The sequence below is a fragment of the Paenibacillus woosongensis genome, from assembly GCF_009725165.1.
GTDB lineage: Bacteria > Bacillota > Bacilli > Paenibacillales > Paenibacillaceae > Fontibacillus > Fontibacillus woosongensis.
On record NZ_WNZW01000006.1, the window covers coordinates 39,226 to 62,825 of the forward strand.

Here is a 23,600-nt window from a genome sequence, read left to right on the forward strand (position 1 = left end):
TATGAAACCGGTAGTCAGAGAGCATATCCAGCAATTGGACGTATCGCTAGGCGGAGGCATCGTCAGCGACAAAATCCGTGTCGACACGATCGACAATCCGATCCTCATCATCGGCCTGGGCGGCACGGGGATCGATGCATTGCTTCGCTTGAAATATCAGATCAACCGCCGCTTCAAGCTGCCGGAGGACCCGTTGTCCAAGAAGAAGCGCGAGAAGCCCGACAACGTGGAATTCCTGGCGTTCGAGACGAACGAGCAGGACCGCACGAAGCGCTATAAAGGAATCGGGCTCGACCCAATCAATGAATTCGTCCTGCTGTCCAACCCGGAAATCGGCGGACTGCTGCAGAACCGGAGTATTTTGGAGCCGTATATTACCGATTGGCTGTCCCCGGAACTTAGCATTACGGACGGTATGAACGGGGCGGCGGGCGTGCGGCAGGCCGGACGGCTGCTGCTGTTCACGAAGATCAATCAGGTCGTGCAGGCGATCGATAAGAAAATCAAAACGCTGTCGGTAGGCACGAACAAGAAGCTGATGGTGTTTCTGTTGACCGGCTTGTCCGGCGGTACGGGAAGCGGCTGCTTCCTCGACATCGCCTATATCGTGCGCGGCATCATCGAACGCGATCACGGCTCGGCCGGGATCGACCGGGTGAATACGCTCGGCTATTTGTTTACGCCGGACATCAACCTGTCCAACAAGAGCCTGAGCGAGCATACGCGCGAGTACATCAAGAAGAACGGCTACGCGGCGCTGAAAGAGCTGGACTACTGGATGAACGTGGACAGCCGCGGCGAGCGATTTAAGCAGCAGTACGGCAACATTCTGACGGTTAACTCTCCATTGCCGCCGTTCAATCTGTGCCATCTTATTTCGGCGACGAATACCGAGGGCAAGCTGCTGGAGAACGCTTATGACTACTGCATGAACGTCACCGCCGAGAACATTACGAACTTTATGGCGAGCGAAGAGAAGCAGTCCGGCGAGGAATTTGCGATCCACGACTATATCAGCAATATTCGCACGAACATCGCGCAAATGAACAAGATGTACCCGGCGAACTATGAATATAACATTATCGGGGCGTCCTCTGCGGTGCTGCCGATCGAGGAAATGACAACTTATTTGGCATACCGGCTGTTCGGCAAAATGGAGAAAATGTTCCAGCATGCGCCGAGCCAGGAGGACGTCGAGAAGTTTGCCCGCAAGCTGGGCATCGACCTTGAGAGCATGATCAAGACATTTGAGTCCCGCGTTCCCGAGCCGCTGCCCGGCTACGAGAACAGCGAACGGCTGAGCTTCGCCAACGTGGTAAAATCCCAGGTCGTGAACATGGATACGGAGCTGGAGCAGACCTTCCTGGCCCGGGCGAGAGAGGAATATATCAAGGCGAAGAAGCAGCTGCCTGGCGAGGTGCTGGAGCAGTTCAGCGAGCAGATCCGCCGTCTGTTCCTCCATCCGGAGCAAGGTCCGTTCTATGTGTCCCGTTTGATCTACACGGAAAAAGGCTTCTGCCTTCTAAAAATGCTGCTGTCCTACATTGAGACGCTGCGTGAGAACCTGCTGCGCATTCCGCGCGACATCGAGGCGGCGCAGGATCAGGCGCACGAGAAGCTGGGCGACGCCAAGAGCGCATTCGTCTCCAAGGAGAAGAAGAAGAACGCTTATATCGAAGCGAAAATTCATGAATATTGGCTGCATGCGGACGTTGAGCGCACGGAGCAAATGATCGAATTCTATGAGGATCTGTATCAGCTGCTGAACCAGGAGAACAACCGGATTTACAGCGTGTTTACGGAAATTCTAAACGCGCTGAGCTCGATTTTTGCCAAAAACGGGGACATCCTGACAAGCGGCGAGGAGCAGGTGGACCATAAAGGCAACAAAACGTACTACTGGAATATCGTCAGCGTGCCGGACATTTCCAGTGTCGTCAGCGGCATCATGGACAAGAAAGACGTCGACGATCTGATTCGCGATTTCTCCCTGGAGCTGTTGAACAATTCAAACCAATGGGTGAAGGAGCAGGAGATCGATATCGTCAGCTCCATCTCCGACTTCCTGACCGAGAAATTCGGCGATCTCATTACGAAGTCGATGGAGGATTTCCTGGTCATTAAATACGGGCAGGACGAGTCAATCGAGAAATTCGTCGAGCGCTTCATTGCCAGCAAGCTGGATGAGGAGGCCGTTCCGGTCTTCCACCTGTCGAACAGCACGGGCAATCTGCATTTCCCTTCCTGGGGCTTCGTCTCCGTTCCGGTGCAGGCGCCGAGCATCCTCAAAGGGATTCGCAACTACCAGAACAACGCGGTCGGCAAATCGCATTTTACGGTCAAGGAAAGCGAAGTGAAGAACCGGATCTTCTGGCTGAACACGCGCAACGGGGTGCCGCTGTTCGTCTACACGCCGCTGAAGGTGTACGAGGAGAGCTATGAGCGGACGATTCTCGATAAGGAAGGAATCGGGCGCCACCTGGTGCAGACGGATAAGAACAACTGGACATACCTGCCTTCGCCGATCCCGGAGAAATCCTGGGGCGACACGTATACCAACTCGCGGGTGCAGAGCTATAACTCGCGAGTGCGCGAGGAGTTTGCCAAAGCGCTTGAGCTGAAGGTCATCGTGGAAAAAGACGCCGACCACAATACGAGCAACCGTTATTCCGCAGTGTTCACGAAGCCGTTCGATTTGGAGAGCACGCTGGCTGCCTATGACATGCGTCTGGACGCGCCGAAGCCGAATTTGGGCGAAGTGAAGCGTGCCGCGGTTGAACTCAGACGCCTGCTGGCCGAAGGACTTCCCCAGGAGGGCGACAAGGACATTTTTGGCAGCATCAACGAGGAGCTGGCCAAGGAGAACCTGATCCGTACGCCGGAGCTGATCGCGCGCGTGCGGCAGGAGATCGCCAAGTACGACGGAATTGCGGCGATGGCGGCGAAGCTGGATGCGGTGCTGGAGCAGCACCAGGACGAGGAGAAGTGGCTGGAGCAGTTCATTGAGGCGCTCTATACCGAAACGATTACGAAAAAGGGCGCGCTCTACGTCTACGATCGCGATCCGGAGGAAGAGGCGTGGGAGCCGTTCGCCAACTTGATGAAGAGCCGCAATTATGTGGAATACGAAGTGTTCACGCATTTCCGCGGCTTGGACGAGAAGAACCGCAGCGCCTTGATGCGCAAGGCATCGCGCCGCGACGCGGAGCTGACGGCGAGCGAGGATATCCAGCCGCTGCTGCAGACGCTGGATGAGCTGGCTGAACGATTCCAGGAGGGGCGGGACTCGCTGGAATACGAGAAGGTAGAGCTGGCTAACGGGGAAGAGATGTACCAGTTCTACAGACAGGTCGCCGCGAAGCTGAACGACATTCGCAGAAGGTTGAAATAATGATCAGGCAGAAGCTGGAGCAGTTCGCCGCTGACTATGACCGGGCGGAGGAGCGCAGCACGGGCCTGGGCGACGACCAGAGCAGCATTCATTATCCCGCAGTATTTCTGTTTATAGGCGACAAGAGCAAAGAAGCCATTGAACCGATCATGCAGATGAACGAGAAGAAATGGGAGAACAGCGAGGGCCTGATCTACATTCACGTCGGGGCGGAGGATGGCCCTCCCGCTGGCTCGGCGGGGATACCGGGCGGGGCCGGCTTGAACCAGTCTGCTGCTCCTTCCTCACCACGTATGCTGCATTATCGCGTTCCGGTCACGGTAGAGGAGGGCTCGGCAGCGCCTGCTGCGCGCCGCGACATTTATCGGCAGTTCTATGAGGAAGCCGGGAGCCTGCCTGCGCTGAACCGGGTGCTGCGGCAGGCCAGCGGCGCTCTGGCCGAGTATGGGAGGCTGTACCCGTCCTTTGACCGGGTTCGCCTCTCGATCATTACGCGGGTCGATGACCCGCTTAATGTGTTTGTCCCGGAAATCTCGCTTCTGGCTGAAGCGATTTTCCGGCAATCGTTCAAGTCGGTGCAGCTTGACCTGTACGCCTTGATCAGCGAGCGTGAGGGAGCGGAGGCCTTCGGCTACAGCAGCTCGCTGGGCGTGGCGTTTCTCCGAGAGCTGGAGCTCATGCAGGATTCGAATTACGAGTTCAGCGCACCGCTTCACGTAACGGAGGACGGGATCTCGATTCCGGTCACCCATTCGCAGTCCCCGCTGTTCGATCTTGTCTACGTGTTGTCGGACCGGGATGAGCGGGGGATCGCTTCGTTGAACGGCATGCAGAGTTGTTACGAGATCATCTCGCATATTAGCCTGCTGAAGAACAGGCATCAGAAGGAACAGGTCTGGGGCGCGAACAACCCGGCTTACAATAATACTTCGTTCAAGAACAATATTATGACAGAGTCGGGGCGTCAGGGCTTAGTCTCCGCCGGGTTATCCCGGGTGAAGCGGCCGAACCAGTCCATCGCCCTTGCTGTGCTCTATCACTTCTACCGCGGCCTGCTGGAGCGGATGAAGCAGGAGCCGCAACTGACCGCTGCCGAGAAGCTGGGCTTCTTCGGCTTGGATGGGGCCGCTCTGGAGCGGACAACGGCGAGCATGCTGCCTTCCGGGGAAGGCCTTGGCGAAATGCACGGCCTGATGACGAATGATGTCAGCTACGGGGCCGTGCGCAAGCTGTCGCTGAAGGAAGCGGAGGAGACGCTGTTCGGCGGCGGGGGCGAGGCGTTCTTCCGCCGCAATTTCGAGGAGGAGGCGGCTCGCCATTTGAAGGAATTTGAGGCGGCCAAATGGCTCGATCAGGCAGTGACGCGGTCGCTTGAACAGCGGCCGGACGTGCAAATCTATGCTTTGGCCGCCTGGACAGGCGACGGGGACGGAGATGCGGGCGTTGCCGCCCACCTGCTAGGCAGCCGCCGTGAAGCGGAGCTGCTGCTGGCATCGGCAAAGGCCGAATTGGAGCAGTTCCGCCAGGGCCGGGTGGAGGAGCAGTCCTTTCCGCGCGTTCCGCTCATGGACCGGCATAATTTGCGCAGCCTGATCCGCTATTTGTTCGACAATGTGTATTCCCGCAAGCGGGACATTCTGCTGCTGGAGACGAGGCTGAAGCTCATCGCGAAGCTGGAGGACGCGCTGCAGGGGCTGCACGGCCGGTACCGCGCCGAGATTGCGCAGCTGGAATCGCTGGAGCGGGAGCTGCGGGATACGGCGCTGGGCAGCATCAAGACGGCGGATGATTATATTGGCCAGAACATCATGGAGTATTACGAGCGGGTGACCGCCGATTTGATGGAGCAGTGGGAAACGAAGCGGGGACGCCACGCGTTCTTTGCCGAGAGTGCGCTCGGCGACTCGCGCCGGTTGATGGAGAACGGCCCGGAAGGGCTGGCGGACCGGCTGATCGAGGTCTGCAAGCAGACGATCCTGGCCTCGCCGCTGTTCAAGCGGACGTTCGAGGAAGAGCTGCTCCAGCGGGCCAATGTGACGGTCGAGTACGGCAATAAGACGGTGCTGACCAAGGAGGAGCTGTTCAAGAAGCTGTACCGCATTCTGGAGGACAACGCTGCGATCCAGGCTCGCTTGTACGATTACACGCAGGAGCATCGCTACGAGGAGAAGTACGTGTTCGGCGATTATACGAGCGAACTCGTGCGCCATATTTTCCAGGCAGACGAGACGTCGCGGATTTACAAGCTGGGCTGTGTTCATGAACAACGAAGCAGCGGCCTGGAGAAGCTCAACCTGATGGGCGGCTTCCACATTGAGGACTTGATGTATTACCTGAATGGAAAAGTCTATTATGAAACTTATTCGCAGAACGGTTATGAATTTCACGGAATAGACCGGGCTTTGCTGCCCAAGCTGCGTTAATCGCCTGCGTAGACTTGCTGTGTTCCCCCGGATGGCGTTATCGCCGTGCCGGAGGGGGTGTGGCATATATAAAAATTGTAGGAAGGAAGTACGTGTATGCAGCGTAAAATTAACTGGCTGTTGGTGCTGTTCAGCCTCATTGGCGGGGCCGTCGGATTCGTGATCGGCGAGGTGCTGCTGGGGCAGCTGTCCGGCCGGATGCCGGGAATTCTGCTTATTGGACTCTATTTCGGCATTCTCGCCCTTTCGATCGGCCTGTTCTGCCTGATTGCGGAAATGATTTCTCCGCGGCTGAACGGCTCTTCCTGGCGGCAAAGATATATGGGCACCTCCTGGAAGCTGCTCGTTCCGGCTACGCTTGTGATGCTGCTCCTGGCAGGGACGGCGTTCGAATTCATTTATGAGCTGAATGTCGGCCGCGCCAAGACAGTGAAGGACATCGTGCTCATTATCGACAATTCCGGAAGCATGATGGAGACGGACCCGGACGATCTGCGCTATGAGGCGGCCAAATCGTTTGTGGATCAAATGGACAGCGGCAAGCAGGTGGCGGTCATTGTGTTCAATGACCAGCCCGAGCTGATTCAGCCCTTTATTCGCGTTCGTGATCAGGGGGTGAAGGGCGAGGTGCACGCCGCAATCGATGCGCTGGAGCCGACGAATTTCGGCACGGATATCGCCCTGGCGCTGGAATCCGGGATGGAGCAGATCAAAGGGCTGAACAGCTCCAGCGGTGCGATGGCGGTTCTGCTGTCCGACGGCTTCAGCGACGTGAATACGGCCCAAGTGCTGGCCGATTACCGGAGCCGGGGAGTCGTTGTGAATACAGTGGGCCTGGGATTAAGCCGGTATGGCAATTCCCAAGGAGCAACCCTGCTCAAAGAGATCGCGAGTGAAACGGGCGGCCGGTATTATGACGAAGCCGATGCGGCCAACCTTTCTTTTGTCTTTCAGCAAATATACGACAATCTGGACGAACGCACGCTGGTGACAGAGCGCACCGGATTGATGGCGCATAGCGCCTATTACATGATCCTGAGAATCGTGCTGATTCTGGCGCTTGGGGCGCTGCTGGGCTTGTCGCTGGGCCTCATGTTCGATAACCGCTATTTAGCCAAAAGCTTCACAATCGGCGGGGCTGTTGCCGGACTTCTGGCCGGACTGCTGCTGGAATTCGGCTTGAACGGCTCAACTGTCGGCGATGCGCTGCTGCGGCTGCTGGCCTGCCTGATCCTGGCTGCGGTGATGACGGTGTTCACAGTCGTCGTGCCGATGCGCGAGAACGGAGCACGCACCGGCATTCGCCGGAGAGGCGCTGCTGTCCGGGATGCGGCTGCAGGGTATACGGAGCCGGCGCGGGACCGGCGCAGCAGAGGATTTTAAGGGATTTTAAAGGCATAAGGGGGCAGAGCAATGCGTTTTATTGAAGCAGAGGAAGGCTTGCCGCTGATCACACAGCTGAGCTACAAGCTCGATGAGGATCAATGCCTGCTCCGCTGGCAATGGCCCGAAGGCCTGCAGGCGGTCTATATTGACGAGAGAGCGGCGGACCGGGGCCTGTACGGGGAGAGCGATCATGCTCCGCAGCCCGAGGGATTGAGGCTGTATACCCGCGAGGAGTACAAGGCGGCAGGCGGGTACCGCGACCGGATCGACCAGGTCGGTCTGGTGCGCTATACCGTGTATGCCTGCATCATGGAGCACGGGGAGAAGCTGCTCATTCGCCAGCCGGGAGCGGAGAATACGGTGGAGATCAGCACCGGACGGGCAAAAATCCGCTATTCGATCCGGCAGAAGAGCAGCCTGCTGCGCAAATACAAGACGGTGCAAATTTCGGTGCTCGCCGAGGTGGAGGTCCCTAAGGAAGCGTTATGTTATGTGAAAAAGCAGGACAGCTATCCGGCCAGCATCGAGGACGGGACGGTGTACCCTTTTCTCCGGGATTTCCCGGCGGGCAGATCCACGCTGCCCGTTATCGAGGTCGGCAAGAACGACTACGTGCGGCTGTTCTTTACGGACGGCCGCAAGTACGGCCGGTTCTTCGAGCTGATTCCTGAATAAGCACCGCAAGCGAGGAGGAATGAACGATGGGCTTATTTGATTTGTTCAAGAGAAAACCGCAGGCCGAGCCGCGGCCGTTGTTTTACGATATTGTCTGCCCTTACTGCTTCAGCAAGTTCGCGCCGGACGATGTTGTCTTCCGGGCGACTCATTACCGCGAGGACGACGAGGATTACGCGCTGCGCGAGGACGAAGTGCTGAACAGATACCGGGAGCGGTTCGGACTGGACATCGTCTATGACATGGAAGCCGTGCTGCGTCCCCAGGACGTTCCGCCGGAGCATCTGATTTATTCCGATCATGTCCTGATCGGGCTGAACGACCGTTATGGCGAGGTGACCCGGCGCAGGCTGTGCCCGAGCTGCCATAACGAGCTGCCGGTGACGGCGGGCAAAGTGCCGAGCAACATCATTTCGATCGTCGGCGCCTCCCAGGTGGGAAAATCCGTATATATGACCGCATTGATCCATACGCTGCAAAATACGACCGCCGATCATTTCGACGCGGCCTGCATGCCGCTGAATGCGGAGATCAGCCGCAAGTTCCGCACGATGTACGAGGAGCCGCTGTTCGAGCGCGGCGACCTGCTGGCTTCCACGCAGAAGGAGAAAATGCAGGAGCCGTTTATTTTCCAATTCGTGTTCAAGGATGAGTCGAAGCCGCCGCTAACGCTGGTCTTCTTCGACGTCGCCGGGGAAGGGATGGTGGATCAGGACTATCTGGGCCTGCAGGGGCAGCATATTAAAAATTCTTCAGCGCTGCTGTTCATGGTCGATCCGCTGCAGATCCGCTCGATCCGCGAGAAAATCCGCATCAATGTCGGCGACAAGCCGGGCGAATGGGTATCGCAATACGATGAACCACGGGATGTTGTGCTGACGATGTTCGGGGACTTCATCGCCTATGAGGATCAGGGCAAGACGGATATCCCGACCGCCGTCGTGCTTACGAAAAGCGACATGCTGCACGCCTTGAAGGATGAAGAGGGCGAGTATATCAAGTCGAACAGCAATATTTTTAACAATGCGGTGCATCGCAAATATTTCAATTTGACCGAGTTCGAGAACATCGACGGGGAAATTCGCCGCTTCATTGAGAAGGTCGATCGCCCGTTCAAGGGTACGATGGACGTGTATTTCAAGGACACGGGCTATTTCGCCGTATCGGCGCTGGGCAGCAATCCAGTGGATCAGAAGCTGCAGGACGTGGTGCAGCCGATCCGCGTGGACGAACCATTCATTTGGCTGCTGTATAAGCTGAAGTATATTGAGGGGAGAGAAATGTCTTGAGCATGAAGCGATCATCTCCCGATTTGATTCAGCAGCAGATTTATACCCGGGAGCGCAGCGGGATTTTTCGGGCGACGGAAGGGTTTGACACGGTTGCGGCCTCAGACGGCCTGGATGCGGTGTTTATCAAAAAACAGCTGCATCCGTTCTGCGGCTACGATGCTCCCGCGGAGCTCGTCTCCCGGGGCGAGAAGGACGATGCCAGCTATCCGCCTGCGATCCATCTGTTCCATACGGAAGGCGGCGATACGGTGCTGGGGCGCAGCGTGTATCAGTCGGCGGATTTTACCGGGCTGCGCAGCGCCTTCCTGACGCATAACTACATCATTCCAGCCGCGCGGCAGGATGAGATCGTTACTCATTACCGCGACTATGTTGAAGCAGCGTTTGCGGAGAGATACGTCCCGGAGATCGGCCGGCAGCTGCCGGAGCTTGAGCACATTCCGCAGAACCCGCGTTATGCGCAGGAGGGTCTGCCGCGCCTGATGGCCGAGAAGCTGCTGCATGAGCTGAAGCTGGACGAGAAAACCTTCAAGCGGCTGTTGTTCGCGGTCATGACCGCGGTAGGCGAGGGCCGGAAGAAGGTCTATGTCGCGCTGGACGTGCCGGCGGAGCAAATTTCGGCAGCGGCCTCCGCGCTTGTTCAGGTGCTGTACGCCTGCCTGCCGTTCGAGCAGCGCCGCCGCCTCGGCTTCATCACGTATGCTAAGGAGCCGCAGAGCCGCAAGTTCATCCATCTGCAATTTGTGGAGCGCGGCAGCATTCGGCCAAATGACCGGGAAATTGAGAAGGACTATGTGTTTGATCTCGCCACCGGCCGCGCGCCGCAGGATGAGCTGGAGGAAGGAAGACAGCCGTATCTCGAAATGGTCTGGAAGGCGATCGGCGATTTGGAGCGGCTTCAGGCGTTCCACCGCTTCGCGGATGAGATGCTGGCGGGTATGGAGCCGCAGCGGCGCCTGCTGCTGTCCAGCTATCATGAGCTGGCTGTGTTCTACCAGATCGAGGCCGGAAATTGGGACTTATACGAGGCTCATAAAATTACCGTGCTGCGGGGCTTGCTGAGTTATTTGGAGCCTTCAGGCGCTTTGGAATCGCGTATCCGGCTGAACGATATTTTCCTGGCTGCGTTTGACCGGGAATTCGATGCGGTGAAGCTGCGGAACATGCCTGACCTGGCCGTCGTGGAATGCTTCAGGGACTACTATCGCCTGGAGAGCAGAAGCTATGGCATCAAGCTGATCAATTATTTGATCTATGCGATCGGCAATGCGGTTATGGGGGACAAGCCCGACCTGGCCCGTTCGCTGTACGCTCTGGTGGAGAGCCAGCCGGAGATGAGCAAGACCTTTTTTGACCATGTTCTTAAAAATAGCGATCTGGAAAGCTCACTATTCGAGCCTTACATCCGCGCCAAGTTCGAGGAAGCGCTCGGGTCGCGGGAAGTGCTGAACGTGGTGCACAGCTGGGCCGTCGCCCATCCGGGCGTGCTGCGGAACGGAGCCTTCAAGGAATACGCGGTTGCGGCTCTGGCGGACAAGCTGAAGAAGGAGCAGCCGCTGCTGCCGGCGGTACATATGGCGCTGGAGCATATCCGCAAGTGGGGAAGAACCCCGGTGACGGATCGCGGCATGACCTTGGCCGATTCTGAGCTGGCGGAGGAACTGTCGCTTGCGGCCAAGCGGGTGCTGCTGGATGAGCTGGAGCTGGAACGGCTGACCCGGGAGCAAATTACAGGGGCGGAGTTTCTGGCTCGTCCGGATGCCTTTGCCGGGCTGCTGCTTGAGGGCAAGCAGCGCAATCATGTCGATATGCTGCAGGCGCTGTACGAATGGTTTGCCCAGCGCGAGGCTGCGGAGGATATTTTTGACGGCCTGCCTGCGGCGGATGTGGGGCGGCTGCAGAATTTGGGCAAAAAATGGCTGCAATCTACGGTGGATCTGGCCCATTTCGGCAAAATCGTGCTGGCCTTCTATGACACCACATCCGGGCAGGTCGATTACAAGGCGCTGCTGGATTACCTGCAGCGGAATGCGAAGGATCCGGAGCGGATTTACGAGTTCATGCTCTGGTCGCAGGGACAGCCGCAGTTTGCCCATGGCCGCGGCATCGTTTCTGGCTATACGGCAGCGCTGCTGAACTATTTCAAAACGCATGACCGGAACGCCTTCAAGAACAGGGACTACCGGACCCGCTATTTCGATAAAGCGGGAGCGCCATTGGCCGCCGTATTTGCCAAAATACGCCTGGAACTGTCCTCGCCGTTCAAGCGATTTCTGGCACAGAACGGGAAAAAAGCGAGAATGAGCGCGATGATTCTGCTGGCTGGTCTAGTGGTCATTGCAGGCATTTTAATCATCATGCAGCAGCAGGGCATGCTTGGCGGCGCGAAACCGCCGACCGAGGCCACCCCTCCGCCTGCTCCGGTTGAACCCGAAGTGCTTGTCTATGCCGACCAGGTGACAGGCACTGACGGCGCGGAGACAACTTCGCTGGTGTTTCTTTTTGCCGGGGCAGAGAAATGCAAGATGTTCGATCCTGCCGCATTGTCGATTGTAGCGCCGGATCAGACCGTTCAGCAGTTTGCGAATTTGAAATTTGACGCTTACTGTGTGGATGGAACCGCAGCTGCCGGAGGCTCGGCTGAAAACGGAGCGAGCAGCGGAACTGACGGTGCGGAATCGGGCGGCAGTGGTGATGGAAGTGAGGGGGCCGGGACTAGTGGCTCTGACGGTTCGGCAGCAGGCAGTGCTGGCTCGGCGGCGAATGAGGGAGCAGGCACTGGTACAGCTGCGAATGGTGGAGCAGACAGTACCGGAGCGGGCAATAGTGCGGTAGGCAATGATGCTGCAGACAGCTCTGTGGCAAGCACTGGTGCGGCAGGTTCTGGAGATGCGGCGGAAACATTAGATGGCCCTGCTGGGAATGTTGAAGGACAAGGAGCCGGGGCTCCGCAGAATGGCCAAGGTGGCTCAAATGGTCAAGCTGACCAAGGAGCTGGAACAAGCGGCCAAGCCGGGACATCAGGAACGGATGCGTCGGGGAGTGGACAGGCTGGCGATCCGAATGCGACGCAACCGGAGGGGGCTTCGAACGGTATCTCAAGCGGTAAGACTGATGGCGAAACAAAGCCCGTGTACTCTTCACGAATTACTGTCTCTTTAGGCCAGAAGGTGGATGTTCTGACAGGCAGCGTAATAACGGTGGGCGACCAGCAATACTCGGTTATTACGCGCCAGGAGGCGGAAGCTAAGGCAGGCGTGAGCTTACAGCCTACACAGCCAGCAGAACCAGCACAGCCACAGTCTGAAACAGTTCAGCCTTAGTCTTGGTAAACCCGTCTTATAGATGGAGCAAATCAGCCTAATGTAAAAGAATGGGGTAATTCGTGAATAGCGACTTAAGAATAATGTCAGAAGGACAAATACAGTGCTTGAAGCCGTTGTCTCCTTAACTAAGCAATGGTACACTGTTTTTATCTAAAAGTTAGGGGGACTTGGAGTGCAGAAGCTTGTTTTTTTTGTAGGGGTAGCTGGTACAGGGAAAACTACAGTTGCCCGCAAGATTGCTGACCGGATTCCGGCGGCTTTCCTGGATCGGGATACCGTAGGCGGAAGATTCGTTGAGAAAATTTTGGAGATGAACGGCCTGGACGTGAACGACCGTGACTCCGATTTCTATAAGAAGCATCTCCGCGATCTGGAGTATGACACCACCAAGGATATTTGCATCGAGAATCTGGCCGCAGGGCAGAACGTGTTCATGATCTCTCCCTTTACGGCTGAATTGAAGAACAAGCAGTGGATCGAAGACGTTATCTCCGCAGCGGGTCTGACGAAAAACGAAGTTGACGTGAAGGTTATCGTTGTAACACTAAGCGATATGGAGACGCAGAAACAACGCATCATCGACCGCCAAACCGAACGCGACACCTGGAAGCTGGAGCATTGGGACGACTTCAAGCATCGTGTTCAGTTTGTTCCTGAGATTAACTGGGACATTCCAAAATCCTCTGTTCTTGTGTTCGATAACAGCGGCGATTTGACCTCGGAGAAGGTTGATTCGGTGTATGAGTTTGTGAAGGCTACTAGCCGTTAAGCAGGATAACGCTGCCCCTTGGGGGTGGCGTTTTTTGTTGGGGGAGGGGATAAGCAGTCTGTTTTCAAAATTTATAAAGAAAAAGAAAGCCCATTCCATTCTCAAATTCTAGGAAGAGTGGGCTTCAGATTATTTAAGTTTACAAGTTACTTTAACTCCAACCTGTCCAAGTATTTTGCAATTCAGGAACTCCACCAGCTTTTTATAGTCCGTTGCTAGTTTATCTGCAAACGCTTGGTTTGAATATGCGCCCTGCTCACGAGACCGTTGCAATTATAACTACACCAATAAAGACGAATCCCCAGAATGTCGGCATTTTTCTATTTATACAAATTTCCTTTCACCTTACTGTTTCTTCAATGCGCTTGATATCTAAGATCAGGGATCTTGATAGGGAAGAACTGCTCTCTCCTGAATGATCTGGAGCAGCCAAATTAAATACATGAAAACAGCGGTGCAAACCGCCAACTTGCTCCAAAAAGGATAGTAGGCGTTTGTAAATATCGGGAATATGCAATACAGCGACGCCAGATATAGTAATATCATTATAAAATTAATCATCTTACTTTTCGTAAAAGAGAAGAGCTCATGTATTACAATGCGCCGATGACGATATTTATCCGAGAATACAGTGATTGGCATGATGGCAAGGTGTAATACAATATGAACGATAAATATAGCAATGGGAAAAAATATAAGGTCTAAACCAAGGGCTGCGGCATTATCGAACTCAATGCTGGACTCTAATGCCTGTCTACGGATATCAAATGTAGATAATCTCATATGAAAAGAAGCAAAAGTGGAAAGTAGGGAAATAGCTGCTGAAACAATCAGCCAAATGCTCTTTTTCAACAGAACACCTCCCCGGCGGCATCTTATGGGATTTTAATCCATCTTATAACATTACACCCTAAAATACAAAAAAAGGGAGCCTCAGCCCTCTTGTACACCAGTTACTTAATTCACTGCCGCATGGCTAATAGTTCAACTGATATAAATGGATTTATAGTAGTTAGTTTTTGTGTGAAAGAAGGAAAAGTAGATTTTAAATGTATTTCATGTCGTTAGAGAAGGGTAACTGGCCAGTATGGATTGGATTCATGACTTTAGCAACATAATATCCATCTAATTTCCACGATTAAGCATTTAGAGCATAATTAGATACATGAATTCCATTTAGTGTCCGACAACTTTTTAATAAAATGCAAGTATTCGTATTACTTGTGATCATAATGCTTACGTCGTGTGAGGACATTCTCTCCCAAGCAAAAAGAGGGCCGCAGCCCTCTCGCACATCCCGCCACTTACTCCATCGCCGCAGGTCGTGTTATTAGCAGATCCTGCCCATCATTTTCTCTATCCTTCACAGGCGAGCCACCTGCCGTCTTCATTCTCCATTTCATATGCTCAGGATAACCATAAGTTCCATGCTCGCTCAGGTCGAGGCCCATGGCCTCTTCTTCCTGCGAGACGCGCAGGCCCATCAGCTTCTTCATCACCCACAGAATGGAGAAGGAGAGGATGAAGACGAAGGCGAACGTGCCGACGACGCCGAGGATTTGCACGCCCAATTGTCCGAGGCCGCCGCCGTAGAACAATCCCGCTTGGCCGACCCCCGTCAATTCTACCAGCTTCGGCGTGGCGAACAGACCTGTGGAGATGGCTCCCCATACTCCGGCGATGCCGTGAACCGAGGCGGCAGCGATCGGATCGTCAATGCCTGCACGTTCTATCCATCTCCCCGCAACAAAGGTTATGATCCCTGCCACGGCACCGACCAGGATGGAAGCCCAGGTATCAAGGAAGGCGCAAGACCCCGTAATGGCAACAAGTGCGCCCAATACGCCGTTCAACATACTCGGGATATCGGATTTACCCCGAACTAGCCAAGAAATGAGGAGAGCAGCAACACCGCCAGCTGCGGCAGCCAAATTTGTAGTCATTAGGACGTACCCGAAAAATCCATCATTTAACGGAGTTAACGCGCTTCCAGGGTTAAAGCCAAACCAGCCGATCCACAGAATAATGACCCCTAGTACCGTAATGACCTGGTTATGCCCCGGAATGCTGTTGGGCTTCCCGTCTTTGTTGTATTTGCGCAGTCGGGGCTTCAGCAGAATTGTCGCGGCCAACGCAGCGGTCGCTCCTGTCAAGTGAACGACGGTTGATCCAGCATAGTCCTGCATCCCAAGGCTGCCAAGCCAGCCGCCGCCCCATACCCAATGAGTGACCATAGGGTAAATAATTACTGAGAAAATAATCCCAAACACGATATACACGCTGAGCTTCGCCCGCTCCGCCATCCCGCCGCAGGCAATAGCCAGTGAAACCGCGGCAAAAGCCATCTGGAACAGAAACATTAAATTCAGCGGTACGCCGATGTCGGCCAGTACGCTAAACGAACCGCTATCTCCTTCTCCCCCGAATAAAAAACCTGCTGTTCCCCAAAAGCTGTTTCCGTCGCCAAAAGCGAAACCAAAACCCAAGGCCCACCAGGACAGGATGGCCACGCCCAGCGTCAGCACCGTCTTGCCGGCAACATGACCGGCGTTCTTCATTCGTACATTCCCTGCCTCCAGCAAAGCAAACCCGGCCTGCATAAAAAAGACCAGCATCGCGGCCAAGAACACGAACAGCGAGTTAAATCCAATTTCCATCATGTTACCCACTCCTCCAAGTATAATTACTAATTCCCTAAAAAGGTTAATGAAATTATAAACGGGAGGAGCCTTGGGATTACATGCACTTTTTCGCATTTAATATATAGTATTGCGTCAGAAATTTGCTTGAAAACGCTTTGTTCTATCAGGCTGCTGGGGATCGTAAACTAAATGTGATTTGTATTTATTTGCGGTGATGCCGTAGATCTAATGAGGTTTTTTTGCTTGCTTTTTTTGTTGTGTTACACTAGGTATAAAGGCAATAAAACGTGAGCTGCACAGGGAAAATTCTATATTTTTTCATCATGGTGAATTCGCGATTATCGTGGGTCCAAGCGGGGCAGGGAAATCCACGCTGCTTAATATACCTGGGGATGGATACGGCGGACGAAGGCGAGGTGCTCGTCGACGGGAAGGACATTGCCAAGTTCAGCAGCAAGGGGTTGACGGGGGATGGCCGCCATGACGTCGAATTGTGTACCAATTCTATTTCAAGGTGCAGGTGGCCAGAATCACGGAGAACGCTGCGATGCATTATGTTTACATGACTATGTCTAATGATGAAGGAATTTCGGCAAAAAACCGGAATATAACATACAGCAGGTTTTGTCGAATGATACAAAAACAGCAAATTAGGCGAGCGCAGCAGGAATGACAAGCTAGAGTGCTAAGCCAGGCGGAAATCATCCGGAGGTAAGCAGAATGGCTACAATATTATCTTTTATCAAAAAATACCGCATTGCCGCCATGTCGGCAATTTGCATGATGTTGATCGAGCTGTTTGTGGAGCTGATCCAGCCGCTGCTCATCTCCCGCATTATCGATGACGGGATCAGCAAGCAGGATCTGTCCGTCGTCTGGCTGTGGGGAGGCGTGCTCGTCGTGAGCGCGCTCCTTGCTTTTGCGGCGGGGTTGGCCAGCTCCTTCTTTGCGTCCCATGCCAGCCAGGGGTTTGGATATGATCTGCGCGACAAGCTGTATGACAAAGTTCAGACCTTCTCGTATGCGGTGTTCAGCAGATTCCCGACGTCATCGCTCATTACGCGTCTGACCGGGGATATTACACAGCTGCAGGAAATGGTGTTCATGAGCCTGCGCTTTGCGACGCGTGTCCCGCTGGTCGTGACGGGGAGCGTCATTATGGCTCTGATCGTAAATGTGAAGCTGGGCCTGCTGCTGACGGTAACGGCGCCGGTGCTGGCGGTCTTCATTATGTGGATGATGAAAAAAACATCCCTTCTCTTTCGCGCCGTGCAGCAGCGGATGGATACGGTGAACGGGGTTATTCAGGAGAATCTGACCGGCATGCGGCTGATCCGCGTGTTCGTTCGCGTCGGTCATGAAATGAAGCGGTTCGAGCAGCGGAGCCGTGAGCTGATGCAGGGCACCGTCTCTGCCCTGCGGCTGACGGAGACGACGATGCCGCTCATGCTGCTGATGATGAACGGCGGCATAATCGCGATCCTGTGGTTCGGCCGCTTGGATATTGCATCGGGACAGGCCACGACAGGCGAGGTGGTGGCGGTGCTGAACTACTCGCTGCGCACGATTGGGGCGTTGTCCGCGCTATCCTGGATCATCAGCTCGTATTCGCGGGCGGCTGCTTCCGGCCAGCGGGTCGTGGAGGTGCTCCGTACGGAGGAGGAAGAAGGATCGGCGGAAGCAGGAGCTATGGTGACGGACAAGGCTGGACATGCCCGTGAAGCCAGTGAAGGACGTCAAGCTCATGGGGGACAGAAACCCTCTCAGCAGGCTGGTGCTGCCGATAAGACTCACCTTCCGATCCAGGGCGAGGTACAGTTTGACGAGGTGAGCTTCAGCTACCCGGCCAGCGATATTCGGGTGCTGCAGGAGATCTCTTTTGAGGCCAAGCCTCGGCAGAGGATCGCGATCATGGGGGCTACCGGGTCGGGCAAGACCTCGCTCGTTCAACTGATTCCCCGCCTGCATGAAGCGACGGGCGGAACGATCCGCATCGACGGCCGCGACATCCGCCAGATGGAGCCGGAGCAGCTGCGCGGTGCAATCGGCTATGTTCCGCAGGAGGTCATGCTGTTCTCGGGCTCGGTGCGGGACAATATCGCCTGGGGCCGCGAGGATGCGAGCATGGAGCAAATCGTGAATGCGGCCAAGCAGGCGCAGATTCACGAGACGATCAAGCGGCTGCCCCATGGATACGACACGATGCTCGGGCAGCGCGGCGTGAATTTGTCCGGCGGGCAGAAGCAGCGGCTGTCAATCGCCCGGGCGCTGGTGCGCCGGCCGGCGATCCTTATTCTGGACGACAGCACGAGCGCGCTGGACGTCAGGACAGAGGCGGCTTTACTGGAGGAGCTGACGCGGTTATCCTGCACTACTTTTCTTATTACGCAAAAAATCAGCTCCACCACGTCGGCCGACCTCATTCTGCTGCTTGATGAGGGGCGTCTTATCGCCAAGGGCAGCCATGAGGAATTAATGGCGGAATCTCCGCTGTATCGGCGGATTTACGAATCTCAGTACGGGGAGGCGTCGCAGCATGCTCAAAACCTTCGTTGAACCGTTCCGGCATCCTTATCCGAAGCTGGATGCTAACGCCGCTGGCTCTGCCGCGGGGCGCAAGCCAAAGGCCAAGGCCAAGAACTGGTCGGGGACGCTGGGGCGCATCTGGCAGTATCTGGCCCGGCGCAAGGCGAAGCTGGCGCTCGTCCTGCTGATGGTGGTGGCCAGCTCGGCGCTGGCGCTGCTGGGACCGTATTTGATCGGCGTTGCCGTGGATGATTTCCTCGCAGGGGGCGGGGGAGCGCCGTGGGTGTTATTTTTAACAGGATTAGGGGCAGTGTATATCGGATTCTCGCTGAGCTCCTGGCTGCAAAATATTTGGATGATCGAGATCGCTCAGGAGACGGTGTACCGCATGCGGATCGATCTGTTCCGCCAGCTTCACCGGCTGCCCATTCCGTTCTTCGGAACCAGGCAGCAGGGCGAGATTATGAGCCGGTTGACGAACGATATCGACAATGTCAGCTCGACGCTGAACAGTTCGGCGATTCAGATTTTCTCCAGTGTGCTGACGCTGATCGGGACGCTGGCGGTCATGTTGTACCTCAGCCCGCTGCTGACGCTGCTGACGTTCATGATCGTGCCGCTGATGATGCTTGGGATGCGCTGGATTACCCGGCGGACGGGCCCGCTCTATAAGGAGCGCCAGAAGAATCTGGGCGAGCTGAACGGTTATATCGAGGAGACGCTGTCCGGGCAGCGGATCATCAAAGCCTTCTCGCAGGAGGAGCGGGTGATGCGCGAGTTCAGGGAGCGCAACGATGCGATCCGGCAATCGGGATTCTGGGCGCAGACGATTTCGGGCTTCATACCGAAGCTGATGAACGCGCTGAATAATCTGGGTTTTGCGCTGGTCGCCGGGGTCGGCGGCATTCTGGCGATCCGCGGCGCGATTACGGTAGGTGTGATCATCGTCTTCGTGGAATATTCGCGGCAGTTTACCCGGCCGCTGAATGATTTGGCGAACCAGTGGAACACGCTGCTGTCGGCGATTGCCGGGGCGGAGCGGGTGTTCGAGGTGATGGACGAAGAGGTCGAGGAAAGGGACGAAGGAGCAGCGGTCACGCTGCAGCAGGTGGAGGGCGCTGTCCGGTTCTCGGACGTATCGTTCTCCTATGAAGAGGGCGGCGATACGCTGGAGGGGATCAGCTTTGAGGCGAAGCCGGGGGAGATGATCGCCTTGGTGGGCCCTACGGGAGCGGGAAAAACGACGCTGATCCAGCTGCTGTCCCGTTTTTACAATCCGTCTAAAGGGGTTATTACGGTCGATGGCCGGGATATTACGTCGATCCGGCGGGAGAGTCTGCGTTCCCATATGGCGTTCGTGCTGCAGGATTCCTTCCTGTTTAAGGGGACGATCCGGGAAAATATCCGCTTCGGGCGGCTCGATGCGACCGATGAGGAGGTAGAGGAGGCGTCTCGCCTGGCGAATGCGCATTCCTTCATTATGCGTCTGCAGGACGGCTACGATAAGATGCTCGATGCGGACGGCAGCGGCATCAGCCAGGGACAGCGGCAGCTGCTGGCGATCGCGCGGGCGATCCTCGCCAATCCGTCGATCCTCGTGCTGGACGAAGCGACCAGCAGCATCGACACGGTGACCGAGCTCAAAATCCAGGAGGGTCTGCAGCGGCTGATGAAGGGCAGAACAAGCTTCGTCATCGCGCACCGGCTCAATACGATCCGTCAGGCCGATAAAATCCTCGTGCTGAAGGACGGCCGGCTGATCGAGCAGGGCTCGCATGAGGAGCTGCTGCGGCAGGAGGGCTTCTACAGCGAGCTGTATCACGGGACTTTGCAGGGGGAGGACGAATAGCCTATGAACGGTCTGTCGAAAATGGATGCCTACTTGCGCAGCATTGCGCTGCGGCGGGAGGAGGTGCCGTCCTTTCGGGAGTACCCTTTTCATCTGCCGGTGGTTGCTGATCTGGAGCAGCTTGAATTCCACCCGAGAGTGACTTATATCGTCGGCGAGAACGGCATGGGCAAATCGACGCTGCTGGAGGCGATCGCGGTCGCTCTTGGCTTCAACCCGGAGGGCGGGACGCTGAATTTCAACTTCTCGACCGCCGAGACGCATTCCGAGCTGCATGAATATATTCGTCTGGTGAGAGGCGTGCGCAAGCCGAGGGACGGCTTCTTCTTCCGGGCGGAGAGCTACTATAATCTGGCCACGGAGATCGGGCGGCTGGATGAGGGAGTGGGCGGGCCTTCGGTAGTCGGCTCTTACGGCGGCAGGCCGCTGCATATGATGTCGCACGGCGAATCGTTTTTTGCAGCGTTCATGAACCGCTTTCGCGGAAGGGGCCTGTATATTATGGACGAGCCCGAGGCCGCTTTGTCCCCATACCGTCAAATGGCGATGCTGTCGCGGATTCATCAGCTCGTGAGTGAGTATTCGCAGCTGATTATTTCCACGCATTCACCGATCATTATGGCCTACCCGGATAGTGTGATTTACCAGCTGACCCCGGAGGGGATTCGCGAGGCGACGCTGGAGGAGACGGATCATTTCATGATCATGAAGGAGTTTATGAACGGCCGGGAACGTATGCTGAGGGAGCTGCTGGAGTGAAGAACTGCGGCGGCTCCCTTTTTAATTCAATACATAAAAAGTTTATGAGGTGAGTAGTCGATGATTTTGAGGACGGTGAGAAAATACGGTATTTGCCCGGTGCAGCTGCCATGTAGCGGATAACCGATTGTACCGGGCTAAGGGGCTTGTTATTGGGCTTGCTTATTGTTATCCGGCAGCTGCACCTCTCTGTGGTTTAGGCTAGATTGACATTTTGTTTTCTAGTGAAATTCAAGAGAGAGGGATGCCAGATGAATCGTGAGAGATTAAGAGAGTTATGGAAAAAGGAAGAAGAAAAGAGCTTTAAGGGGTGGGATTTCTCCTCCTTGAACGGGCGCATCGCGGAGGAGGATCTGCCTTGGGATTACAAAGCTGCGGTGCTGGCCCAGATGAGCGGAGAGTGCGTGATGCTCGATATGGGGACCGGGGGCGGTGAGTTTCTACGGTCGCTCCAGCCTCCAAGAGGGAGAACGTTTGCGACAGAGGCATATCCGCCGAATTTTGAGCTCTGCCGGGCTGTTTTGCCCGCTTATGGGATTGAGGTCAGACAGGTGTTCGATGATGCGAGCCTGCCTTTTGATGACGGGTTCTTCGATTTGGTGATCAATCGTCATGAAGCCTATTCGGTGCAGGAACTGGCTAGAGTCCTGAAGCCGGGCGGCTGGTTTATTACCCAGCAGGTAGGCGGGCAGAACAACCGGGCGCTGTCCCGCTGGCTGCTTGGGGAACAAGGGATGACCACAGATTCCGGGTTCGGCCTGGAGCAGGCGGCTCGCGAGTTAACGGTGGCTGGATTAATGGTCATGGAGCGGCATGAGTATTTTCCCCGTCTCCGGTTTTTGGATATCGGGGCGCTGGTGTATTTTGCGAGGGTCATCGAATGGGAGTTTGCCGGGTTTTCTGTGGACCGGTGCTTTGAGAAGCTGTGTGAGCTGCAGAAGAAGCTGGAGCAGGACGGCTGTGTGGAGAGCCGGGAGCACCGTTTTTTCATCGTGGCTCGCAAACCGATATAGATCATATAGATAATTCTATCAGCGGGGCTATTGCAGCCCCGTTTTTAAGGAGGCGTAGTTTTATCGTGCGGCATTTTACGATATTTGCTTCAAGGAATGATACCGGAGATATTCCAGGCTTAATAGCGGAAATATTTGCAGACGGCTACAAAATAGACGGCGGTCCCGGGGAATATGTGGTTCAGCCGCGAAAATGGTTTAACAAGAACAAGATGGTCATCCGGGTTGCCACCGAGGATACAGATCCGGATTATTTTGCGAACAATGTTCCTGGCATGATGGGGTTCTACGATCGTATTCCGTTTGAGGACGAGAAGCTTAAGCGGCTTGTGCTTACGCAGATTTCCGTGATTAATACGATGCTGGCGATTGAGACGGAGAAGGATTACGACGAGGCTTACCTGACGTTGTTCCGGGGGCTTCTTCGCGGCGTGGATGGCATCGGCTTCTTCCCGGACGGGACGCTGGCCGATCACGACGGTCGTGTCATTGTGCATCCTGACGGAAGGTCAGGCAATGCCGAGTTCAGGCCAAGGGCTTGCACGCGCAAAATTAGAGGCGAGGAACGGGTTTCAGCCGAGGGCGAACAGCGGAAGCTAGCGACGATCGCTTATTTGCGGGAGAGGAATATCCCCTGGAATGAAGGGCTGCCCCAGCTACCACCTTTGGCGGATTTACGGTTTAAGTCGGGTGAGGAAATCGCCCGTCGGGCGGTGGCTCTGCTGCTTGTGATCCAGTATGCCTGTGATGTTCTACAGGATGAGGATCTGGAGCAATCCAGGCAGTTCGTGACAGGGATGCTGGATAAGTATGGGGTAGCGGCTGCCCTGACGGAAAATGAAGCAGAGCTGCTCCAGCAGGAGGAGCCCGAGCATCAGGATGCGGTGAATATCTCCTGGCAATACGAGGCCTATTGGGCGCTGATCTGGGCTTTGGGTCTGGTGGAGTCGCTCGAATTTCCCAGCCAGACTTGTGATTGCGATTTTGCGATTCAGGCGGTGTCCAGCTGTGATAGCTTCGAGGAGTTCCTGGATAGAACATTGCTGCGGCGTCCAGAGGAAATTTTGGATGAAGCGGATCGGACCTACCGTCTGCAGTGGGCCTGTGTGAACAGCAGAGTCAAAGGGGAGAGCGCGCCGGCCGGGATGAACGAAAGCATCGTCATGGAGCGGCGCAGGGCGCTGTTCTGGCTGATTGGCTGCGGAGATGAATCATGGGATCATGTTCGTATGGATACTTAGGGTTAGGGAACTGATTTGTGGTCGCTGTTTGGATCAGGTACTAGATGTATTTCATGCAGTTAGTTCAGCGGTTTTGGCCGTGTTAGCGGGAACTAACTGCAAAACCTACATTTAGTTTTCAGCTATTTCGGCGAATTCGTTCCATTCAGGCAAACTAACTGCATGTTTTGCATTTAGCGTATGTATTTTTGATAAAAGAGCTTAACTAGATGTATAAAATACATTTAGTTTTTCAAAAATCTCCACTAAATGGTTACTTGAGCTTGTGGAAGACGAATAAAATGCATTCCGGTACAAGTTGCGTGCCA

Annotated in this window: 15 protein-coding genes and 1 pseudogene; 14 read left to right on the top strand and 2 right to left on the bottom strand. The window is 55.3% G+C overall.

From position 1 onward, the window contains the following. Position 1 precedes the first annotated feature (1 nt). The 7 genes from GNP95_RS15520 to GNP95_RS15550 all read left to right on the top strand — a co-directional run bounded on the left by GNP95_RS15520 (position 2) and on the right by GNP95_RS15550 (position 13,262). Entirely contained in the window at positions 2-3,391 is a 3,390-nt protein-coding gene (locus GNP95_RS15520) for a tubulin-like doman-containing protein (protein ID WP_155611785.1), read from the top strand. Continuing rightward, positions 3,391-5,814 (top strand): transcription initiation factor TFIID, encoded by a 2,424-nt coding sequence (locus GNP95_RS15525; RefSeq protein ID WP_155611786.1) that lies wholly within the window; start codon positions 3,391-3,393, stop codon positions 5,812-5,814. The genes GNP95_RS15520 and GNP95_RS15525 overlap by 1 nt, the downstream gene beginning before the upstream one ends. A gap of 96 nt (positions 5,815-5,910) precedes the next feature. Then, positions 5,911-7,197 carry a vWA domain-containing protein gene (locus GNP95_RS15530; protein WP_155611787.1) on the top strand — a complete coding sequence of 429 codons (1,287 nt, stop codon included), beginning with the start codon at positions 5,911-5,913 and terminating at the stop codon, positions 7,195-7,197. 30 nt (positions 7,198-7,227) lie between these two features. Continuing rightward, the gene (locus GNP95_RS15535) at positions 7,228-7,875 is read left to right on the top strand and encodes a beta-mannanase (protein ID WP_155611788.1); all 648 of its coding nucleotides are present in this window, start codon (positions 7,228-7,230) and stop codon (positions 7,873-7,875) included. A gap of 26 nt (positions 7,876-7,901) precedes the next feature. After that, a complete protein-coding gene (locus GNP95_RS15540; RefSeq protein WP_155611789.1) occupies positions 7,902-9,164 on the top strand; it encodes a TRAFAC clade GTPase domain-containing protein in 1,263 nt (420 codons plus the stop codon). 2 nt (positions 9,165-9,166) lie between these two features. Next, on the top strand, positions 9,167-12,490 hold the full coding sequence (locus GNP95_RS15545; RefSeq protein WP_230873865.1) for a GAP1-N2 domain-containing protein: 3,324 nt from the start codon (positions 9,167-9,169) through the stop codon (positions 12,488-12,490). A 175-nt stretch (positions 12,491-12,665) separates the two neighbouring features. Then, a complete protein-coding gene (locus GNP95_RS15550) occupies positions 12,666-13,262 on the top strand; it encodes a P-loop nucleotide/nucleoside kinase family protein (protein ID WP_330163464.1) in 597 nt (198 codons plus the stop codon). A gap of 378 nt (positions 13,263-13,640) precedes the next feature. Here the strand turns inward: GNP95_RS15550 and GNP95_RS15555 are convergent, their stop codons facing one another. Together GNP95_RS15555 and GNP95_RS15560 are read right to left on the bottom strand one after the other, a co-directional pair. Then, the gene (locus GNP95_RS15555; protein ID WP_155611791.1) at positions 13,641-14,114 is read right to left on the bottom strand and encodes a hypothetical protein; all 474 of its coding nucleotides are present in this window, start codon (positions 14,112-14,114) and stop codon (positions 13,641-13,643) included. 452 nt (positions 14,115-14,566) lie between these two features. Then, positions 14,567-15,922 (bottom strand): ammonium transporter, encoded by a 1,356-nt coding sequence (locus GNP95_RS15560; protein WP_155611792.1) that lies wholly within the window; start codon positions 15,920-15,922, stop codon positions 14,567-14,569. Positions 15,923-16,214: 292 nt separating this feature from the next. Between GNP95_RS15560 and GNP95_RS26775 the strand changes: the two are divergent. The 7 genes and pseudogenes from GNP95_RS26775 to GNP95_RS15590 all read left to right on the top strand — a co-directional run. Beyond that, positions 16,215-16,283, top strand: a pseudogene (locus GNP95_RS26775) (ATP-binding cassette domain-containing protein); the annotation flags it as partial. A gap of 13 nt (positions 16,284-16,296) precedes the next feature. Next, complete coding sequence (locus GNP95_RS26780; protein WP_413773752.1) at positions 16,297-16,470, top strand: hypothetical protein; 174 nt, start codon at positions 16,297-16,299, stop codon at positions 16,468-16,470. A gap of 154 nt (positions 16,471-16,624) precedes the next feature. Then, positions 16,625-18,460, top strand: coding sequence for an ABC transporter ATP-binding protein (locus GNP95_RS15570; protein WP_155611793.1), 1,836 nt, complete (start codon positions 16,625-16,627; stop codon positions 18,458-18,460). Next, the gene (locus GNP95_RS15575; RefSeq protein ID WP_155611794.1) at positions 18,441-20,279 is read left to right on the top strand and encodes an ABC transporter ATP-binding protein; all 1,839 of its coding nucleotides are present in this window, start codon (positions 18,441-18,443) and stop codon (positions 20,277-20,279) included. The genes GNP95_RS15570 and GNP95_RS15575 overlap by 20 nt, the downstream gene beginning before the upstream one ends. 3 nt (positions 20,280-20,282) lie before the next feature. Continuing rightward, complete coding sequence (locus tag GNP95_RS15580; RefSeq protein ID WP_155611795.1) at positions 20,283-21,038, top strand: AAA family ATPase; 756 nt, start codon at positions 20,283-20,285, stop codon at positions 21,036-21,038. Positions 21,039-21,289: 251 nt separating this feature from the next. Beyond that, the gene (locus GNP95_RS15585) at positions 21,290-22,051 is read left to right on the top strand and encodes a class I SAM-dependent methyltransferase (RefSeq protein WP_155611796.1); all 762 of its coding nucleotides are present in this window, start codon (positions 21,290-21,292) and stop codon (positions 22,049-22,051) included. 65 nt (positions 22,052-22,116) lie between these two features. Then, on the top strand, positions 22,117-23,292 hold the full coding sequence (locus GNP95_RS15590) for a DUF4272 domain-containing protein (protein WP_330163465.1): 1,176 nt from the start codon (positions 22,117-22,119) through the stop codon (positions 23,290-23,292). The last annotated feature ends 308 nt before the right edge of the window (positions 23,293-23,600 follow it).

Coding starts and splice junctions, on each gene's coding strand:
- GNP95_RS15520 (WP_155611785.1), top strand. CDS start 2: ATGAAACCGGTAGTCAGAGAGCATATCCAGCAATTGGACGTATCGCTA.
- GNP95_RS15525 (WP_155611786.1), top strand. CDS start 3,391: ATGATCAGGCAGAAGCTGGAGCAGTTCGCCGCTGACTATGACCGGGCG.
- GNP95_RS15530 (WP_155611787.1), top strand. CDS start 5,911: ATGCAGCGTAAAATTAACTGGCTGTTGGTGCTGTTCAGCCTCATTGGC.
- GNP95_RS15535 (WP_155611788.1), top strand. CDS start 7,228: ATGCGTTTTATTGAAGCAGAGGAAGGCTTGCCGCTGATCACACAGCTG.
- GNP95_RS15540 (WP_155611789.1), top strand. CDS start 7,902: ATGGGCTTATTTGATTTGTTCAAGAGAAAACCGCAGGCCGAGCCGCGG.
- GNP95_RS15545 (WP_230873865.1), top strand. CDS start 9,167: ATGAAGCGATCATCTCCCGATTTGATTCAGCAGCAGATTTATACCCGG.
- GNP95_RS15560 (WP_155611792.1), bottom strand. CDS start 15,922: ATGATGGAAATTGGATTTAACTCGCTGTTCGTGTTCTTGGCCGCGATG.
- GNP95_RS26780 (WP_413773752.1), top strand. CDS start 16,297: ATGGATACGGCGGACGAAGGCGAGGTGCTCGTCGACGGGAAGGACATT.
- GNP95_RS15570 (WP_155611793.1), top strand. CDS start 16,625: ATGGCTACAATATTATCTTTTATCAAAAAATACCGCATTGCCGCCATG.
- GNP95_RS15575 (WP_155611794.1), top strand. CDS start 18,441: ATGCTCAAAACCTTCGTTGAACCGTTCCGGCATCCTTATCCGAAGCTG.
- GNP95_RS15580 (WP_155611795.1), top strand. CDS start 20,283: ATGAACGGTCTGTCGAAAATGGATGCCTACTTGCGCAGCATTGCGCTG.
- GNP95_RS15585 (WP_155611796.1), top strand. CDS start 21,290: ATGAATCGTGAGAGATTAAGAGAGTTATGGAAAAAGGAAGAAGAAAAG.